The 15,079-nt window shown below is 69.4% G+C and carries 14 protein-coding genes; 5 read left to right on the top strand and 9 right to left on the bottom strand.

The window, feature by feature from the left end; all coding sequences use genetic code 11:
- The first annotated feature begins 13 nt into the window (after positions 1-13).
- Complete coding sequence (locus AC0662_RS35790; RefSeq protein WP_452203385.1) at positions 14-1,015, top strand: LacI family DNA-binding transcriptional regulator; 1,002 nt, start codon at positions 14-16, stop codon at positions 1,013-1,015.
- Here AC0662_RS35790 and AC0662_RS35785 read toward each other — a convergent pair.
- Complete coding sequence (locus tag AC0662_RS35785; RefSeq protein ID WP_478306230.1) at positions 981-1,865, bottom strand: LysR family transcriptional regulator; 885 nt, start codon at positions 1,863-1,865, stop codon at positions 981-983. The two genes, AC0662_RS35790 and AC0662_RS35785, sit on opposite strands and share 35 nt — an antisense overlap.
- A gap of 70 nt (positions 1,866-1,935) precedes the next feature.
- Between AC0662_RS35785 and AC0662_RS35780 the strand changes: the two genes are divergently transcribed.
- Positions 1,936-2,685: an SDR family oxidoreductase gene (locus AC0662_RS35780; RefSeq protein ID WP_478306228.1), complete on the top strand. Its 750-nt coding sequence runs from the start codon at positions 1,936-1,938 to the stop codon at positions 2,683-2,685.
- Here AC0662_RS35780 and AC0662_RS35775 read toward each other — a convergent pair.
- The gene (locus tag AC0662_RS35775; protein WP_478306226.1) at positions 2,645-3,811 is read right to left on the bottom strand and encodes an MFS transporter; all 1,167 of its coding nucleotides are present in this window, start codon (positions 3,809-3,811) and stop codon (positions 2,645-2,647) included. The genes AC0662_RS35780 and AC0662_RS35775 overlap by 41 nt on opposite strands.
- A gap of 117 nt (positions 3,812-3,928) precedes the next feature.
- On the opposite strand from AC0662_RS35775, the gene AC0662_RS35770 reads away from it, so the two are divergent.
- The 3 genes from AC0662_RS35770 to AC0662_RS35760 are packed head-to-tail and all read left to right on the top strand — an operon-like array spanning position 3,929 to position 6,600.
- Positions 3,929-4,906, top strand: a complete 978-nt coding sequence (locus AC0662_RS35770; RefSeq protein WP_452203389.1) for a DUF5937 family protein — start codon at positions 3,929-3,931, stop codon at positions 4,904-4,906.
- 26 nt (positions 4,907-4,932) lie between these two features.
- Positions 4,933-5,583, top strand: a complete 651-nt coding sequence (locus tag AC0662_RS35765) for a hypothetical protein (protein WP_452203390.1) — start codon at positions 4,933-4,935, stop codon at positions 5,581-5,583.
- A 45-nt stretch (positions 5,584-5,628) separates the two neighbouring features.
- The gene (locus AC0662_RS35760) at positions 5,629-6,600 is read left to right on the top strand and encodes an EamA family transporter (RefSeq protein WP_478306224.1); all 972 of its coding nucleotides are present in this window, start codon (positions 5,629-5,631) and stop codon (positions 6,598-6,600) included.
- Here AC0662_RS35760 and AC0662_RS35755 read toward each other — a convergent pair.
- From AC0662_RS35755 to AC0662_RS35725, 7 genes are all read right to left on the bottom strand, one after another.
- A complete protein-coding gene (locus AC0662_RS35755) occupies positions 6,593-7,744 on the bottom strand; it encodes an alanine--tRNA ligase-related protein (RefSeq protein ID WP_478306222.1) in 1,152 nt (383 codons plus the stop codon). The genes AC0662_RS35760 and AC0662_RS35755 overlap by 8 nt on opposite strands.
- Positions 7,745-7,938: 194 nt before the next feature.
- Positions 7,939-9,051 carry a glycosyltransferase family 4 protein gene (locus AC0662_RS35750; protein WP_478306220.1) on the bottom strand — a complete coding sequence of 371 codons (1,113 nt, stop codon included), beginning with the start codon at positions 9,049-9,051 and terminating at the stop codon, positions 7,939-7,941.
- Between the two features lie 7 nt (positions 9,052-9,058).
- The gene (locus tag AC0662_RS35745; protein WP_478306218.1) at positions 9,059-10,303 is read right to left on the bottom strand and encodes a M48 family metallopeptidase; all 1,245 of its coding nucleotides are present in this window, start codon (positions 10,301-10,303) and stop codon (positions 9,059-9,061) included.
- Positions 10,296-11,816: a hypothetical protein gene (locus AC0662_RS35740; protein ID WP_478306216.1), complete on the bottom strand. Its 1,521-nt coding sequence runs from the start codon at positions 11,814-11,816 to the stop codon at positions 10,296-10,298. Before AC0662_RS35740 ends, AC0662_RS35745 begins: the two co-directional genes overlap by 8 nt.
- Positions 11,817-11,907: 91 nt before the next feature.
- Positions 11,908-12,963 carry a C40 family peptidase gene (locus AC0662_RS35735; RefSeq protein WP_452203396.1) on the bottom strand — a complete coding sequence of 352 codons (1,056 nt, stop codon included), beginning with the start codon at positions 12,961-12,963 and terminating at the stop codon, positions 11,908-11,910.
- Between the two features lie 314 nt (positions 12,964-13,277).
- Entirely contained in the window at positions 13,278-13,481 is a 204-nt protein-coding gene (locus AC0662_RS35730) for a hypothetical protein (protein WP_387772606.1), read from the bottom strand.
- 108 nt (positions 13,482-13,589) lie between these two features.
- Complete coding sequence (locus tag AC0662_RS35725) at positions 13,590-14,897, bottom strand: NYN domain-containing protein (protein WP_452203397.1); 1,308 nt, start codon at positions 14,895-14,897, stop codon at positions 13,590-13,592.
- Positions 14,898-15,079: the final 182 nt, after the last annotated feature.

The raw sequence follows: 15,079 nt of genomic DNA, 5'->3' as shown, positions 1-15,079 counted from the left end.
GGGGAAAACGGACTTGGCTGCAGAGAAACAACGGCGTACGACGGTCGCGGACGTCGCGCGGCTGGCCGGGGTGTCGGCGATGACGGTGTCAAACGTCCTGAACGCGCCGCACCGCGTCAGTGAACCGACCGTCCGGACGGTCCGCGCCGCGATCGACGAGCTCGGGTACATCCCGAACCACGCGGCCCGCGCGCTGTCGTCCGGCCGCAGCCAGGTGATCGGCCTGCCGCTGTACTTCGAGGACAACTTCTCCGACGACGAGAATCCCGGTCTCGGCGGCTTCCTGCACGGGCTGCTCGGCGGCCTGGTGAAGGCGGCCGCGGTCTCCGGGTACGGCGTGCACGTCACCACACCGACCGAGGGCGCGACCGAGATCGCGCTCTACGAGAAGCTGATCGCGGCCCGGCAGGTGGACGCGATCGTGGTGCTGGAGACGATGCCGCACGACCCGCGGATCGAGTTCCTCAGCCGGCGGCGGTTCCCGTTCGTCGCGTTCGGGCAGACCGGCCCGGAGCAGCGGCAGTGCTGGGTCGACGTCGACAACGAGACCTCGATGGCGGGGATCGCCGCGCATCTGCGGTCGACCGGCCGGGAGCGGGCGGTCTATCTCGCGACCGACAGCGCGCTGCCGTGGGTCCATCAGCGCCTGGACGGGTTCGTCCGCGAGTTCCCGTCGACGGTGGTGCGATCGTTCGGTTCGCTCGACGCGGTGGCGGCGTACGTCGCCGATGCCGAGGCCCCGGACGCGTTCGTGGCCGACAACGACGCGTTCGCCGTGGTGGCGATGCGGTCGCTGCAGCGGCGCGGGATCGCCGTCGGTCAGGACGTCGCGGTCACTGGGTTCAACGACTTCCCGTTCGCGAGCATGCTCGACACTCCGCTGACGACGGCCCGGATCCCGCTCCGGGATATCGCCACCTGCCTGTTCGACCGCGCGTTGCGGGAGATCTCCGGCGAGCCGGACGCGCCGGGACGCCTCGTCACCGCGCCGCTGGTGGTCCGCTCGAGTGCCTGACCGCCGCCTCGACGAAGGCGGCCAGCTCGGTCGACCGGCTGCCGGCCGGCCAGACCACCAACATCCGGTACGGCTCGACGTCGGCGACCGGCCGATAGACGACGTCGGGCCGGATGTTGCGCTCGGCCATCGACCGCGGGACCAGCGCGACCGCCTGACCGAAGGCAACCACCTCCAGCAGTTGCGACGAGTCCTGCACGATCGGCCCGTCCACCGGGTCGTCCGGGCGCGCCGACCAGTAGTTGCGTTCGGCAACGTTGGACCGGCTCCACCGCGGCGCCGGGATCCCGGCCAGATCGTCCGCCCGGAGTACGTCGTACGCCGCCAACTCGTGCCCGGCCGGTAGCGCGGCCACCCGGGGCTCGGTGTACAGCATCTCCGCTTCGAGTCCGTGATCGTCGAACGGACGGCTGACCAGCGCGACGTCGGCGCGGCCGTCCCGCACCATGTCCGCCTGCTCGCCGAACCCGCTCACGACCACTTCGATCCTCGGCAGCTCGTCCCGGAGCTCTGTGACGATCCGGTGCAGCAGCTCGGTCGCCACCCCGGGCTTCGCGGTGACGATCAGCCCGCGCGTCGACGACCCGGCCCGTTGCGTCCGGCGGACCGCCGCGTCGAGCGCGTCGAAGATCGGGCCGGACTCCTTGAGCAGCGTCTCCCCCGCCGCGGTCAGCGCGAGCCGCGGGCCGGAACGGTCGAACAGGCCGACGCCGAGGCGGTGCTCGAGCTGGCGCATCGCGCGCGACAGCGGCGGCTGCGCGATCCCCAGCCGCTCGGCGGCGCGGGTGATGTTCAGGTCCTCGGCGACCGCGCGGAAGTACCGCAGCTCGCGGATCTCGGGTTCCGGCATACCTCCAGGGTATGGCGGACCACCTGATCGGTGTTGGTCCGCAGGGGTCGGTCCGCGCTGGACTGGTGGCATGAATCAGAACGAAGTCGCCCTGGTGACGGGCGGAAACAAAGGCATCGGCCGCGAGATCGTCCGGCAACTCGGCCGGCGCGGGCTGACGGTTTATCTGGCAGCACGCAACGCCGCCTTGGGCAGCAGCGCGGCAGCGGAGCTCGTCGGCGAGGGTCTCGACGTACGGTTCGTGCAGCTTGAGGTGACCGACGCGGAGTCGGTCACGGCGGCCGCGAAACAGGTCGACGCCGATTCCGGCCGGCTGGACGTACTGGTGAACAACGCCGGCATCGTCGCCGAGTGGGGTACGCCGGTCGCCGACATCACGGCCGAGCAGGTACGAACGGCGTACGACGTGAACGTGTTCGGAGTGGTGTCGGCGATCAACGCGTTCGTGCCACTGCTGCGCCGGTCGCCGAACGCGCGGATCGTGAACATGTCGAGCGGACTCGGCTCGGTCAACCTGCTGTCGGAGCTCGACGGCCACCTCGCGACGCAGGGCCTGCTCGCGTACAGCTCCTCGAAGGCGGCGCTCAACGCGCTGACCCTGGTCTACGCGAGCGCACTGCGTGTGGACGGCATCAAGGTGAACGCCGCGACCCCGGGCCTGGTGCCGACGGACCTGAACACCCAGGCCTCCGTCCCCCGCGGAACCCGTACCGTCGAGGACGGCGCCGCGGTCCCGGTCGCGCTGGCGACCCTGCCGGCGGACGGCCCGACCGGTGTCTTCAGAGGACCGGAGTCGCTGTCCGACGTGGCTCCGTGGTGAGTGCCTGACGGGCGATCAGCAAGGTGGTCGCCGTACCGAGGAGGCCGGCCGCGGCGATCGTGAGGTTCGGTGCGAGGAACGAGCCGACGACGCCGCCGAGGGCGATGCTGACGCCCTGGATCGCCATCAGGCCGCTGGTCTGCACGGTGAACAGCCGGCCGCGGTACGCCGGTTCGACGGACTCCAGGATCAATGGGTCGACACCCTGGTTGAACGCGTACCCGGCGCCGGAGATCGCGAGCAGGACGGCGGCGACCGGGATCGGCGGCTGGGCGAGGAACGCGATCGCCGGGAGCTGGCTGGTCAGCAGGAACGGGACGACGAGCCGTCGCCGCGCGGAAGGGGTGAACCGCGCGACGACGAGCTCGCCGAGCACGCCGCCGACCGCGTACCCGGCGAACAGCGCACCGGCCGCGGCGGCCGCCGTACCGACCTGGGCGGTGTAGGCGACGGCGAGCCCGTCCGGGACGGACGAGAACGCCGGCGCCACCCAGGTCAGCAGGATCAGGTTGCGAAGCTTCGGGTTCGCGAACAGGTACTGCAGTCCGGCCCACGACTCGCGGACGGGATTGGCGGTCCGCTCCCCCGGCGGTGTGGACGGCGTACCGGTGCCGATCAGGATCGCCGACGACACGAAGGTCACGACCTCGACCACCAGCAGCCACTTGGCGCCGATCGCGGCCACCGCGATACCGCCGACCGCGAAGCCGGTCAGTACCGCGATCTGACCGATTGCCCGGAGCAACGACCTCCCGATCGGGAACAGGTCCGCCGGCAACAGGTGCGCGAAGCTCGCGGCGCGGGCGCCGGCGAAGATCGGCGCGATCAGTCCGGTCCCGAGCAGCAGCCCGAGCAGACCCGCGACCGGCATGTTCGGCACCAGCATCCCGGCCACGCAGGTCGCGCTGAGCAGGTCGCACACCACCAGCACCCGGCGCGCGGGGAAGCGGTCGGCGACGGACGACAGCACCGTGCCGCCGACGGCGTACGGGAGGAACGAGCAGACCAGGACGAGCGCCGACAGCAACGGCGAACCGGTGCGCTCGAAGATCAGGATCGACAACGCGACCTGCGCACCGACCATGCCGAGCATCGACACGGTGTGCGCGGCGAACACGGCACGCATGCCGGGAAGCTGCAGAACAGCGCGGTAGGACCTCACGGCGCGAGAGTGCCCGACCGCGAGGTGGTCGGCGTAGAGTTTTGGTTGTGACCGAAAGTTCCCCGTCATGACCGCACTGCCATGACGGTACTGCGCTTCACTCAAGCCGACGCGCTGCGCTGCCGCTTCGGGGTCTCGCCGTTGTGGGAGACGATGTCCGCGGTCCGGGTGCTGAACGGATCCCGGCACCGACCGCTCTACACGGACTGGGTCGAGGCGAAACGGGAGGCCGCGGCGACCGTCGACCTGCGCGGCCTGAAGGCGCTACAGCCACGCGTCGGCTACACGCCGGACTTCCTCACGCCACCACCCAAGGCCTCCCGGGCGAGGTTCGCGACCGAGATCGCAAGGGTCCGCAGTACGCCGCTCGATCGCGTGCGCAGCGAGCTGATCCAGTCCCGTGACGAGCTGAACAACCCGGCCGCACCGGTGATCAATCGCATGCTGGACGACGTCGCCGGCACCCGGGAACAGCTCGCCGACGCGATCGAGAACGCCTGGCAGACACTGATCGAACCGGACTGGCCGCTGATCAGCCGGGTACTCGAGGACGACATCGCGTACCGCGGCCGGCAGCTCACCGACGGTGGCCTCGCGGGCCTCTTTGACGATCTCCATCCGACGCTGACCTGGGAGGACGAGCGTCTGGTCGCCGCCCGGCACCGGGCCGAGGACCGCGACCTCACCGGTCAGGGCCTGCTCCTGGTCCCCGGTGTTTTCGCCTGGCCGTTCCTCGTCATCGTCGTCGACCCGGCGTACCACCCGACCCTGGTGTACCCGGCCCGCGGCGCCGCCCGCCTCTGGTCCGACGCCCCCAGTCCCCCGGACTCGCTGGCCCGCCTCCTCGGCCGCAGCCGCGCCACGCTCCTCGTCGCCCTCGACCCACCGGCCACGACCAGCGCACTGTCCGCGGACTACGGTCTCGCACTCGCCACCGTGGCCGAGCACCTGTCTGCTCTGTACGACGCGGGGCTCGCGACACGTCGTCGTACCGGGCATCAGGTCCACTACCGGCGTACCGAGGTGGGACAGGCCGTCGTCGACGCGTCCCTCGGCTGACCGCGGATCGGCGGCAGAATGCTGCAGTGGAGACGAGTACGCGGCACACCCGGCGGTGGCCGGCCTCACTGGCGGTCATCGCGGTCCTGATCCTGCAACTGCTGGTTCCGACGCAGATCAACGCCCTTCCGCGCTGGCTGATGCCGGTTCTCGGTTTCCTGCTGCTGGTGCCGCTGGTGTGGATGAACCCGTTCCACCTCCGCCGCGACGAACCCTGGCTGCGCTGGGTCGAGCTCGTTCTGGTCGGGGTGCTGGTCCTGGTGAACGCCTACTACCTGGCCGGGATGATCTTCTTCCTGAACAACGGCGACGCCAACGAGGGCGGCGTGCTGGTGAAGAGCGCTGTCCTGATCTGGGTGACGAACGTGGTCGCGTTCGCCGTCTGGTACTGGGAGATCGACCGCGGCGGCCCGTTCGCCCGGGCGCCCGAGCACGAACGGCGTACCGAGCGGCCGGATCTGTTGTTCCCGCAGATGACGGTCGACCTGCCGGGCTGGAAAGGCTGGCTGCCCGGATTCACCGACTACCTGTTCGTCTCGTTCACCGCCGCGACCGCGTTCAGCCCGACCGACACGATGCCGCTGAGTGCCCGAACGAAGACGCTGATGGGGGTCCAGTCCGCGATCTCGCTGCTGACGATCGCGATCATCGCGGCCCGTGCCGTGAACGTCCTCTGAGATCTCTCTCGACAGCTCTGTAATGGGCGTGAGACCGTTATGCTCATGTACAGCACGAAATCAGTGGGGTTGGGGTTCGCGGTCTTCTCCGCGATCACGTTCGGGGGGTCGGGGCCGTTCGCCAAGGCCCTGATCGGAGCGGGTTTCACCCCGCAGCAGGCAGCCTGGTTACGGATCCTCGGCGCCGCCGCGCTGCTCGTGCCGCTCGTGCTGGTGTTCCGCGGTCGCGCCGGAATCCGCGCGGCGCGGGCGTCCTGGAAGTCACTGGTCCTCTACGGCCTGACCGGGATCGCCGGATGTCAGACGTTGTTCTTCGTCGCGGCCAGCCGGCTGCCGGTGGGCGTCGCGTTGATGCTCGAGTTCTCCGGGCCGGTGCTGGTGGTGGCGTGGCTGAAGTTCGGGCAGAAGGTCGCCGTACCGCGGTCGGCCGCGATCGGGGTGAGCATCGCGGTCGTCGGTCTCGCGACCGTGGCAGAGATCTGGTCCGGGTTGCGGCTCGACCTGGTCGGCCTGCTCGCCGGACTCGGCGCGGCCGCGTGCCAGGCGACGTACTTCATCCTGATCGACAAGTTGACCGGGGCCGCCGATCCGCTGGTGATGACCGCGGCGGGCAGCGTGGTCGGAGCCGTCGTCCTGACCGCGATCGCGGCCCCCTGGGGTACGCCGTGGCACGTCCTGACCGACACGATCGCGATCGGTCACCGGCACGCACCCGGGTGGCTGATGGCGACCTGGCTCATCGTGGTGAGCACCGTGGTCGCCTATCTGGCCGGCGCTGCCGCGGTCCAGCGATTGTCGGCCGCGATCGCCGGTGCGGTCGCGTACGTCGAGGTTGTCGCGGCCTGCGTCTTCGCACTGATCCTGCTCGGCGAGACCCTGCGGACCAACCAGATCATCGGTGGCGCGATCGTCCTGGCCGGTGCCTTCGTGGCCCAGTCGTCGGTCGGGAAGGTGGTGCCCCCGGAGATCCCGGACACCGACACTCCCCGCACCGACGTACTGGATCCGGTCATCTGAGCGAATCCACCAACTCGCGCGGCAGGCCGTGCGTGTCGTGCAGGTACTCGTAGTCGGTGTCGTCGAGCGACTTGTGGAAGCGCTCGTGGCTGAGCACCTTCCGGCCGCGGTCGAGCAGGTTGCTGAACCGGATCTCCTCGTCGATCAGGATCCGCCGGATCAGCGTCACCGTCTCGCCCTGGTGGAAGTGGTTCAGGGTGTGCTCGAACAGCTCGATCGGCACGTCGGACAACGACCGCGACTCGTCGTCGCGCCACAGCACCGTGAGCATCCGGCGGATCAGCCGGCGCAGCACGTACCCGCGGCCGGTGTTCGACGGGTGCACGCCGTCGCCGACGATCACGATGCTGGATCGCAGGTGGTCGATGACGATCCGGCGAGATCGCTCGTCGAGCTTCCACATCGACGGAATGATCCGCATCCACGGCTCGAACAGCGAGGTCTCGTACACCGACTGCTTTCCCTCGAGCAGCATGGTGAGCCGCTCCAGGCCGAGCCCGGTGTCGATGTTCTGCTGCTTCAGCTCGTCGAGCGAGCCGTCGTCGTGCCGGCGGTAGCGCATCATCACGTGGTTCCACACCTCGACCCAGCGGTCGTCCGTGGTCGGCGTACCCTCCGGGTCGCCGTCGCCGGTCCAGATGAAGATCTCCGAGTCCGGGCCGCACGGACCGGTCGGGCCGTTCGACCACCAGTTGTCGTCGGTGGTCAGCTCGACCGGCAGACCGAGCTGCTGCCAGGTGGTCAGCGACTCCTGGTCGAGCGGCACCTGGTCGTCACCGCCGAACACAGTCACATACATCTGCCGCGGGTCGAGTCCGAAGCGCGTGGTCAGCAACTCGTAGCCCCACTTGAGGGTCTGGCTGCTCCCGTAGTCCCCGAGCGACCACGAGCCGAGCATCTCGAACACGGTCAGATGGGTCGGATCGCCCACTTCGTCGAGGTCGGTGGTGCGCAGGCAACGCTGAATGCCCACGAGTCTGCGCCCCAGTGGATGAGGTTCACCTTCCAGGTACGGCGTGAGTGGATGCATCCCGGAGGTCGTGAAGAGCACCGGATCACCCAGCCGCGGGATGAGCGTGGACCCGGTGGTCGGGACGTGGCCACGGTCGATGAAGAAGTCGATGAAAGTCCTGCTGATGGTCATGATTCTGTCCTTGTGAACTCGGACCGGAACCAGACCACCGGGCTACAGAAACAACAACACCGGCGAACCGTTTCCGGTCGCCGGTGAAAGTTTCGAGGATGTCAGGCAGCGGCAGCCGGGGAGCGGGAAGCTCGTACGGCTGCGGCAAGTCGGAACATCCGGTGCATGGTCGCCAGAGTACACGACTTGCAACGTCAAATGTCCAGTAATTGCTTCAGCGTGGCTCCGGAGCGTGTCCAGGTCCAGTTCTGCTCCACCCACGCGCGGCCCGCGGCGCCGAGCGCCCTCGCCTGTTCCCGATCGGTCAGCAACTGCGTGATCCGCTCGGCGACCGCCACCGGGTTGTACGGGTCCACGAGATAGCCCGTCTCGCCGTGCCGGACCGTGTCCGGCGTACCGCCCGAGTCGCCCACCACCACTGGCTTGCCGGTCGCGGAGGCCTCCAGCGTGACGATCCCGAGCGCCTCGGGCTCCAGGCCGAACCGCCGGGTTCGGCAGGGCATCGCGAACACATCGGCCGCGTCAACGTACGGCGGGATGTCGGCCCACGGCACCGCGCCGGTGAACACCACCGATCCAGGTACCTCGCCGGCGAGCCCTTCCAACCGCTCACGATCGGGCCCGCCCCCGACCAGCAGCAGCTTGGCGGACGGCACCGTGGCGAGTACCCGCGGCCAGGCGCGGATCAACGTGTCCTGGCCCTTCCGCGGGATCAACCGGGAGACGCACGCGACAACCGGGACGCCTTCGAGACCGAGCCCCTTGCGGATCTGCTCTCCCCCGCAGCCCGGGAAGAACCGGTGCGTGTCCACACCGGGAGTCAGGCGGCGCATCCGACGTACGGCCTGTGGAGACAGCGCCGGCGCGATCCGGTCCGCACACCACGACGAGACCGTGGTCATCGTGTCCGCCGCGTCGCCGATGCGGCGCAGCGCCTGCCGTGCACCGGGTACGCCGGCCCACCATGTCTCATGCCCGTGGGTCAACGCGACGATCTTTCGCGCTCCAGCCCGTCGCAAGGCCGGTCCCATCAACCCGAGCGGCGCGGCGGCGCCGAACAGAATGCGGTCGGCGTCATGCTTCCGCATCAACTGCGCAGCCCGCTTCGTGACGCGAGGCGTCGGCAGCAGCATCGACGTCCGGTCCCGAATCACCGGGAACGACAGCGTCGCGTCGTACGCCGTGTCCGCCGGTTCGTGGGAGGTGTAGACGACGACGTCCGGCAGTTCGTCGCACAGTGAGCGGACGAACGACTCGATCCCGCCCTGCCGCGGCGGGAAGTCGTTGGTGATGACCAGGACTGTCATCGTCAGCTCATCGTTGGGCCAGCGGCGGGACCGGCCCGGTGTTCTGCGCCGCCCACGCGCGGCCCATCGCGATCCGCTCCGGCGCGGGCGGGTGGGTCGCGAACATCCAGTACCGCCAGGGACTCGGGTCGAGACCCGAGATGTTCCGCACCGCCAGGTCGTGTTGCATCGCGACGAAGTTCTGCGGATCGTTCGTCAACCGCAGCGAGTGGTAGTCGGCCCGGGCCTCGATCTTCCGGCTCACCAGGTTCTGCACCGGGGACGCAAGCGTCGTACCGGCGACGACCAGCGCGACGAACACCCCGACCCGTCGCGGATCCGCCATCCGCGACCCGAGCAACAGGTACAGCAGCGTGATCGCGAACGCCGTCCCGAGCACCCCGATCAGCGTCCCGTGCAGTACGTCGTCCTCCGCGGCGTGCCCGAGTTCGTGCGCGACCACGAGCCGGATCTGCGCCGGCGGCGTGTCCTTCAGCAGCGTGTCGTACACGACCAGCCGGCGCGTCGACCCGAACCCGGACACGTAGGCGTTCAGCGCCGTCGTTCGTTTGGAGGCGTCCGCGACGAGCACATCCTTGACCGGGACGCCGTCCGCGGCCGCGAGCTTCAGGAAGTCGTTGCGCAGGGCACCGGCCGGCATCGAGGTGAAGTTGTTGAACCGTGGCTCGACCAGCACCGGGTACGCGAACGACACGCCGAGCACCAGCAGCGCCGCGACGATTGCTCCGGGCAACCACCAGCCCTGCGGCCGGCGTTTCGCGAACGCCATCAGGACTACCGCGATCACCGCGACACCGAGCGACGTGAGCGCCCAGTTGACGCCCCGGTCCGAGACCCACAACCGCCAGTTCTCCACCGACAGGCCGTACTTCAGACTCACCCGCTCCGCGAGGACGTCGGTCGGCACGGTGAGCAGGTTGGTGATCAGGGCGATCCCACCGACCACCACCGGTACGGCGAGCCACCACGGGCGGACCCGCAGACCGTCGTACAGCCGGCGGCCGAGTGGGCTGAAGCCGATCACCAGCGGGACCACGATCGAGATCACCCAGGACGTGGTCGACCACGGCAGGATCTCGTGCCGGAACGCGTCCTGACGGGCGATCTCGGCGGTGGTGAAGTCCAGCGTGGCATCAGGTTTCGGCAGGTCGATCAGGTGCCACGGGGTGGTGACCGCGATCGTGAAGACCAGCGCGAGCGCCAGCAGACCGCCGGCGACGCGGGGCGCCCACCGGCCGGGCGGCTTAGGCACCGGCGAGCCTCTCCAGATACTTCTGCCACTCCACGACGAACTCGGCCTCGGTCATCCCGAGCACCGACTTGAACGCGTCCGCCAGCCCGGTCGACGACCTCGACGCGTGCACGGTCCGGTAGAACTTCACCAGCTTCTCCTGGCCCTCACGCTCCGCGATCAGGCGGCAGGCCAGCCACGCCGACTCGTACGCCTGCGGCAGCTCGGTCGCCGACGCCGCGAACGCCTCCGGCGTCGGCAACGTCTCCGGGACCTTGCCGGCCCGCACGGCCTTGAAGAGCTCCTTCGCCGCCGACTCGTCCTGCACCGGCACGGCGGTGAACGCGACGTAATCCGCGAAACCCTCGGCCAGCCACAACGGCACCGGCGACGCGGTCGCGGTCGACGCGACGTGGGTGGTCTCGTGGGTGAGCACGATCCGGCGGCCCTGCTTGCCGAGCTCCTCGAACAGCTTCGGGTTCGCCACGATCCGCACCGGCGCACCGACCGCCGGCTGGTCCAGTTCGGCGAAGGTGACGGCGGCGATCTGGGTGTACGTGTTCGGCTGGGCGCCGAGGACACCCTCCATCTGGCTCTGCTTGGCGGGCAGGTAGACGACCACCTTCTGCCGCCAGCTCTTGCCCCAGACCTTGCTCACCGACTCGACCGCCTTGTCGGCGACCGAAACGTAGCTCCGGGCCTCGGACTCGGAGTCCAGGCTGATCACCAGGCTGTGTTTGCCCTTCGCCACGTCCACCGCACCGAGCGCCCAGACCGGCTTGCGTTGCCCGGCGGCGAACCGCTCCGAGAACGATGCGGCGTAGGTTTTCCCGTCCCGAATGACGAACGTCACAGGCAGCGTCTCGCGCGCGGGCTTCACGTCGTACCCCGTGAGTTGCCAGGAGACCTCGACCTGGGCCAGCCAGGACTGGCTGCCGCCGAGCTGACTCTGCCGGTCCGGGGTCAGGGCACCGATGTCGTCGCTCACGTAGCGCAACTGGAACGTGCCGATCGGGAGCGTGGTCAGGTTGCTGAAGATCGTCCGCGCGCTGGCCCGGAAGTCCGTGGCCTTCGGGTCGATCGTGTTCAGGAACTCGGTGCGGTTGTCGTTCTCGACCGCGTCGGTCATCTTCTGCAGCACGGCCTCACCGGCCACGGCCCGCTGGACGCCGGCCTGCGCCTGGTCGGGCGTCGACGCACTGGACGCCGGTGCGTGGGCGCCGGGCGCGTTCGGGTCGGCCGGCGCATTGGCGATGTGCTGAAGTCCGGCGTACCCCGCTCCGGCGACCAGGCAGACGGCGACGCCGAGGGCAACCTTCTTCAGGATCGGCGCGAACGGCGGGCGATGCTCGTCGTCCGCCGGCGGGCGGTGACCATCGTCCGGAGGCGGAGGCGCGGCGTACGACTGCCCTTGGTGCTCGATCAACTCCGTTACGTCATCGGAGGACGGGATCACCGGCAGCGGAACCGTATCGCCGTGCTCGTCGATCACCTCGGCCCCTCGCTGCTCACCTGCCCCAGTCAGGTGGGACACCCAGCCTCCTCCGACACTACGGCATCACCACACAATGACTCGGCTCCGGGGAGAGATCCCCGGAGCCGCAGAGTATGTCAAAGGTCTCAGGTCAGCCCGGACGGACCATGCTGTTGATCGGCATCTCGTCGAGCGGGGCGATCTCCACGCTCTTGCCCGGACGCGGGGCGTGCACGATCCGGCCGTTGCCGAGGTACAGGGCGACGTGCGTGATCGGGCTGTAGTAGAACACCAGGTCGCCCGGGGCCAGCTCGGACTTGCTGATCCGGCGGCCCTCACCGGCCTGCGCCTTCGAGGAGTGCGACAGCGAGACGCCGGCCTTGCCCCAGGCGTACATGGTCAGGCCGGAGCAGTCGTACGAGCTCGGGCCGTCGGCACCCCACACGTACGGGTCGCCGAGCTCGGACAGCGCCGCGTTGATCGCGATCGCGCCGCGGCCGCTGGCCGGGATGTTCGGGATGTTCTCGCCGGTCCGGTCGCCGCTGCGGGTCGGACGCTGCTTGCGCGCCGCCTCCGCTTCCTTGGCCTGCTCTTCCTCGAGTTTCTTGCGCTCGGCGTCGCTGAGCTTGTCGAGCACCTTCTGCGCGGAGTCGAGGTTGTCCTGGATCTGCTTCTTCAGCGCGTCCTGCTTCGCCTGCACGGCCTGCAGCGAGGCCAGCTCGGTCTGCTCGCTGGCCTGCAGGTCGGTGAGCTTGCCCTGCGCGACCTGGTAGCGACGGAGCGCCGAGTTCTGCTGGCCGGCGAAGGCCTGGGCGGTCGACGCCTGGCTGAGGAACTGGTCCGGGTTCGTCGACAACAACAGCTGGGCCGTCGTGGAGATCCCGGAGGTCTGGTAGCCGGCGACCGCGAGGGAGCCGATCTGCCGCCGCACCGAATCGACCTGCGTCTGCTGCTTGGCGATGCCGGTCTGCAGGGCCTTCACGCGAGCGGAGGAAGCGGTGATCTGACCGCGCAGGTCGTTCGCCGTCTCGCCGATGGCGCCGGCCTTCTCCTGCAGCGCGGCGACCTGCTTCTTCGCCTGGTCCAGGGTGGGCTTGGGTTCGGCGTCAGCCGCTCCCTGGATGAAGAACACACCCGCGGCGACAGCCGTGCTGGTGATGGCGGCGAGGGCGATTCCCCTGGTGCGGTTGATGCGTCCGATGGACACAGCCCGGTCGGTCCCTTCCTCTGCTCGCGCCGTCCCCGTTGACCAGGCCACCGCGGACGTCACGCCCGCAGGATCCGCCGGATCACTCGCTCGGCTTTCCTGCTACCCGGTCGGCCGGAGCGGCCGACACCCTGAGGCAACGAGAGGTAACAGTAGTGACCGTTTCGTGACCAGTGCAATTCGCCCCTCGGGTTTGATCGAAAATTAACGAAGGCCGGTCCCGGCCAAACGGTCGTTTCGCCTTCCCATACAGGGGTTTCGGTCCCGGTCAGGCGCACCACGCAGTGGCATGGTCCTGACATACGACCGGCGTGTCAGCCCGTCTGTTCCTTCGGGTCGACGGTCGGGTCCACGCTGTTCACCGCGTGCACGAGGCGTAGCGGTGGGACCAGTCCGGAGTCGGCCAGGGCGTCCAGCGCGGCCTTCTCGTCGTCGTCGATCCGCAGGCTGCCGGACCGTTCGGCCGAGAACCCGAGCACCACCGTGACGACACAGTCCTGGCAGCCCGGACCTTTCATCGCACAAGCGTCGCAGTCGATCAGCACAACGTCCTCCAAGGGGGGAAGCACCCGGACTTGCATCCGGCTGAGAAGGACGCTAGAGAACGCCGCCGACAATTCCGTTCGTCAGGTGCGGGCGATGCGGGCGATCAGGCTGGTCGCGGAGAGTGCGCGGGCGCCGAGCTTGATGATGCTCTCGGCAACTTCGCGGTCGGTGGAGACCACCACGACCGGGCGGCCCGGCGGCTCGGCGCGGACCAGTTGCCGGATCACCTCGTCGGCAATCACACCGGCCGGACTGAACCGCACCCGCACGCCGCGGGGTGGATTCAGCTGCACCGGGCCCGAGAGCTCGGCGCCGTCGAAGACCACGGTCACTTCGACGCGACGTTGCGCCACCAACGCACCGAGCGCGGTGACGAGGCGCTGGCGCTGCGAGTGCAGCGGTGAGTTCGGCCACGCGGTCTTCGTCACGTTGTAGCCGTCGATGATCAGGTGGACCTGCGGCAACGCCAGCAACTCGTCGAACAACGCCGGGTCGTCCTCGGGTGCCGTCCGCCCGACCGGAGCCGCCTCGGGCTCCGAGCCGGCCACCGTGTCGGCGGGCCGGAGCTCTCCCCCGGGCGGCAGCGCCAGCTCGCGCCGCAACCCGCTCGCTGCCTCCAGCAACGTGTCGAGCAGCAACCGGGTCCGCGTCGAGGCGAGCTCCCGTTCCTGTCCCGCCGTACGCCGGGCGGCGTGCTCGACCGCCTCTAGTTCGGTGATCCGGGATCGCAGCTTGCGCAGCTCGCGCTCGACCTCGGCACGGACCGCGTCGACGCGTTCGTCGGCGGTCTCGGCCTCCTTGGTGCGCTGCTCGACCTCGGTGTGCAGACCGGTGATCCGCTGCCGGGCCTCGTTCAGCTTGCGCCGGAGCGTGACGTTCTCGGCCTTCAGCTCGTTGACCTGTTCACGAAGCCGTTCGCGGACCTGCCGCGCTTCCGTGCGGGCCTGGTCCAGTTGGTCGGCGAGCCGGTCGACCGCGGCGGCGTCGGCGTTCGGGTTCTCCACCGGGATCTGGGCGGCGGCCGCGACGTGCTGCTCCCAGTCGTCCGGCCGGAGCAGGTACGCGAGGGCGGCGACCTCCACGGGATCCGCGGCCGGGACCGGGACGCCGTCCGCGACCGCGTCGCCGAGCTCCGGGTGCTCACGCCGTACCTCGAAGGCGGTCAGCCGGCGGAAGTGGTCGTCGGTCTCCAGGATCGGGCCGAGCACCGAGGCGGACAGCTTCGCGCGTTTCGCCGGCGCGAAGCTGGCGAAACGGCGCAGCGGCGCCGGGATGTCGGTCGCGGGAAGCTGGCCGAGGGCGTGCGCAGCGAGTGTCAGGACGCGTTGCCGGACCGGTTCAGGCAGAGTCGTAGTGGCGGAGCTCGCGGCGGTGCCTGCCTCAGTCACCGGTCCGCAGTCCGGCTGGAACGACGGCCTGGCAGCTGCTGCTCGGCCAGTGACGCAGACCACAACGAACGGGCATCCGGCCCGGATTCGCGGTGATCGCCTGTGTACGCATACCGAGAGCCTAGTCGACTCACAGGCGTGTCACCTGCGGAATTGTCGGTGGCGGCTCCTAGCGTCGTGGC

Source organism: Kribbella sp. NPDC043289 (genome assembly GCF_056436705.1).
This window is presented reverse-complemented; position numbering and strand designations above follow the sequence as displayed.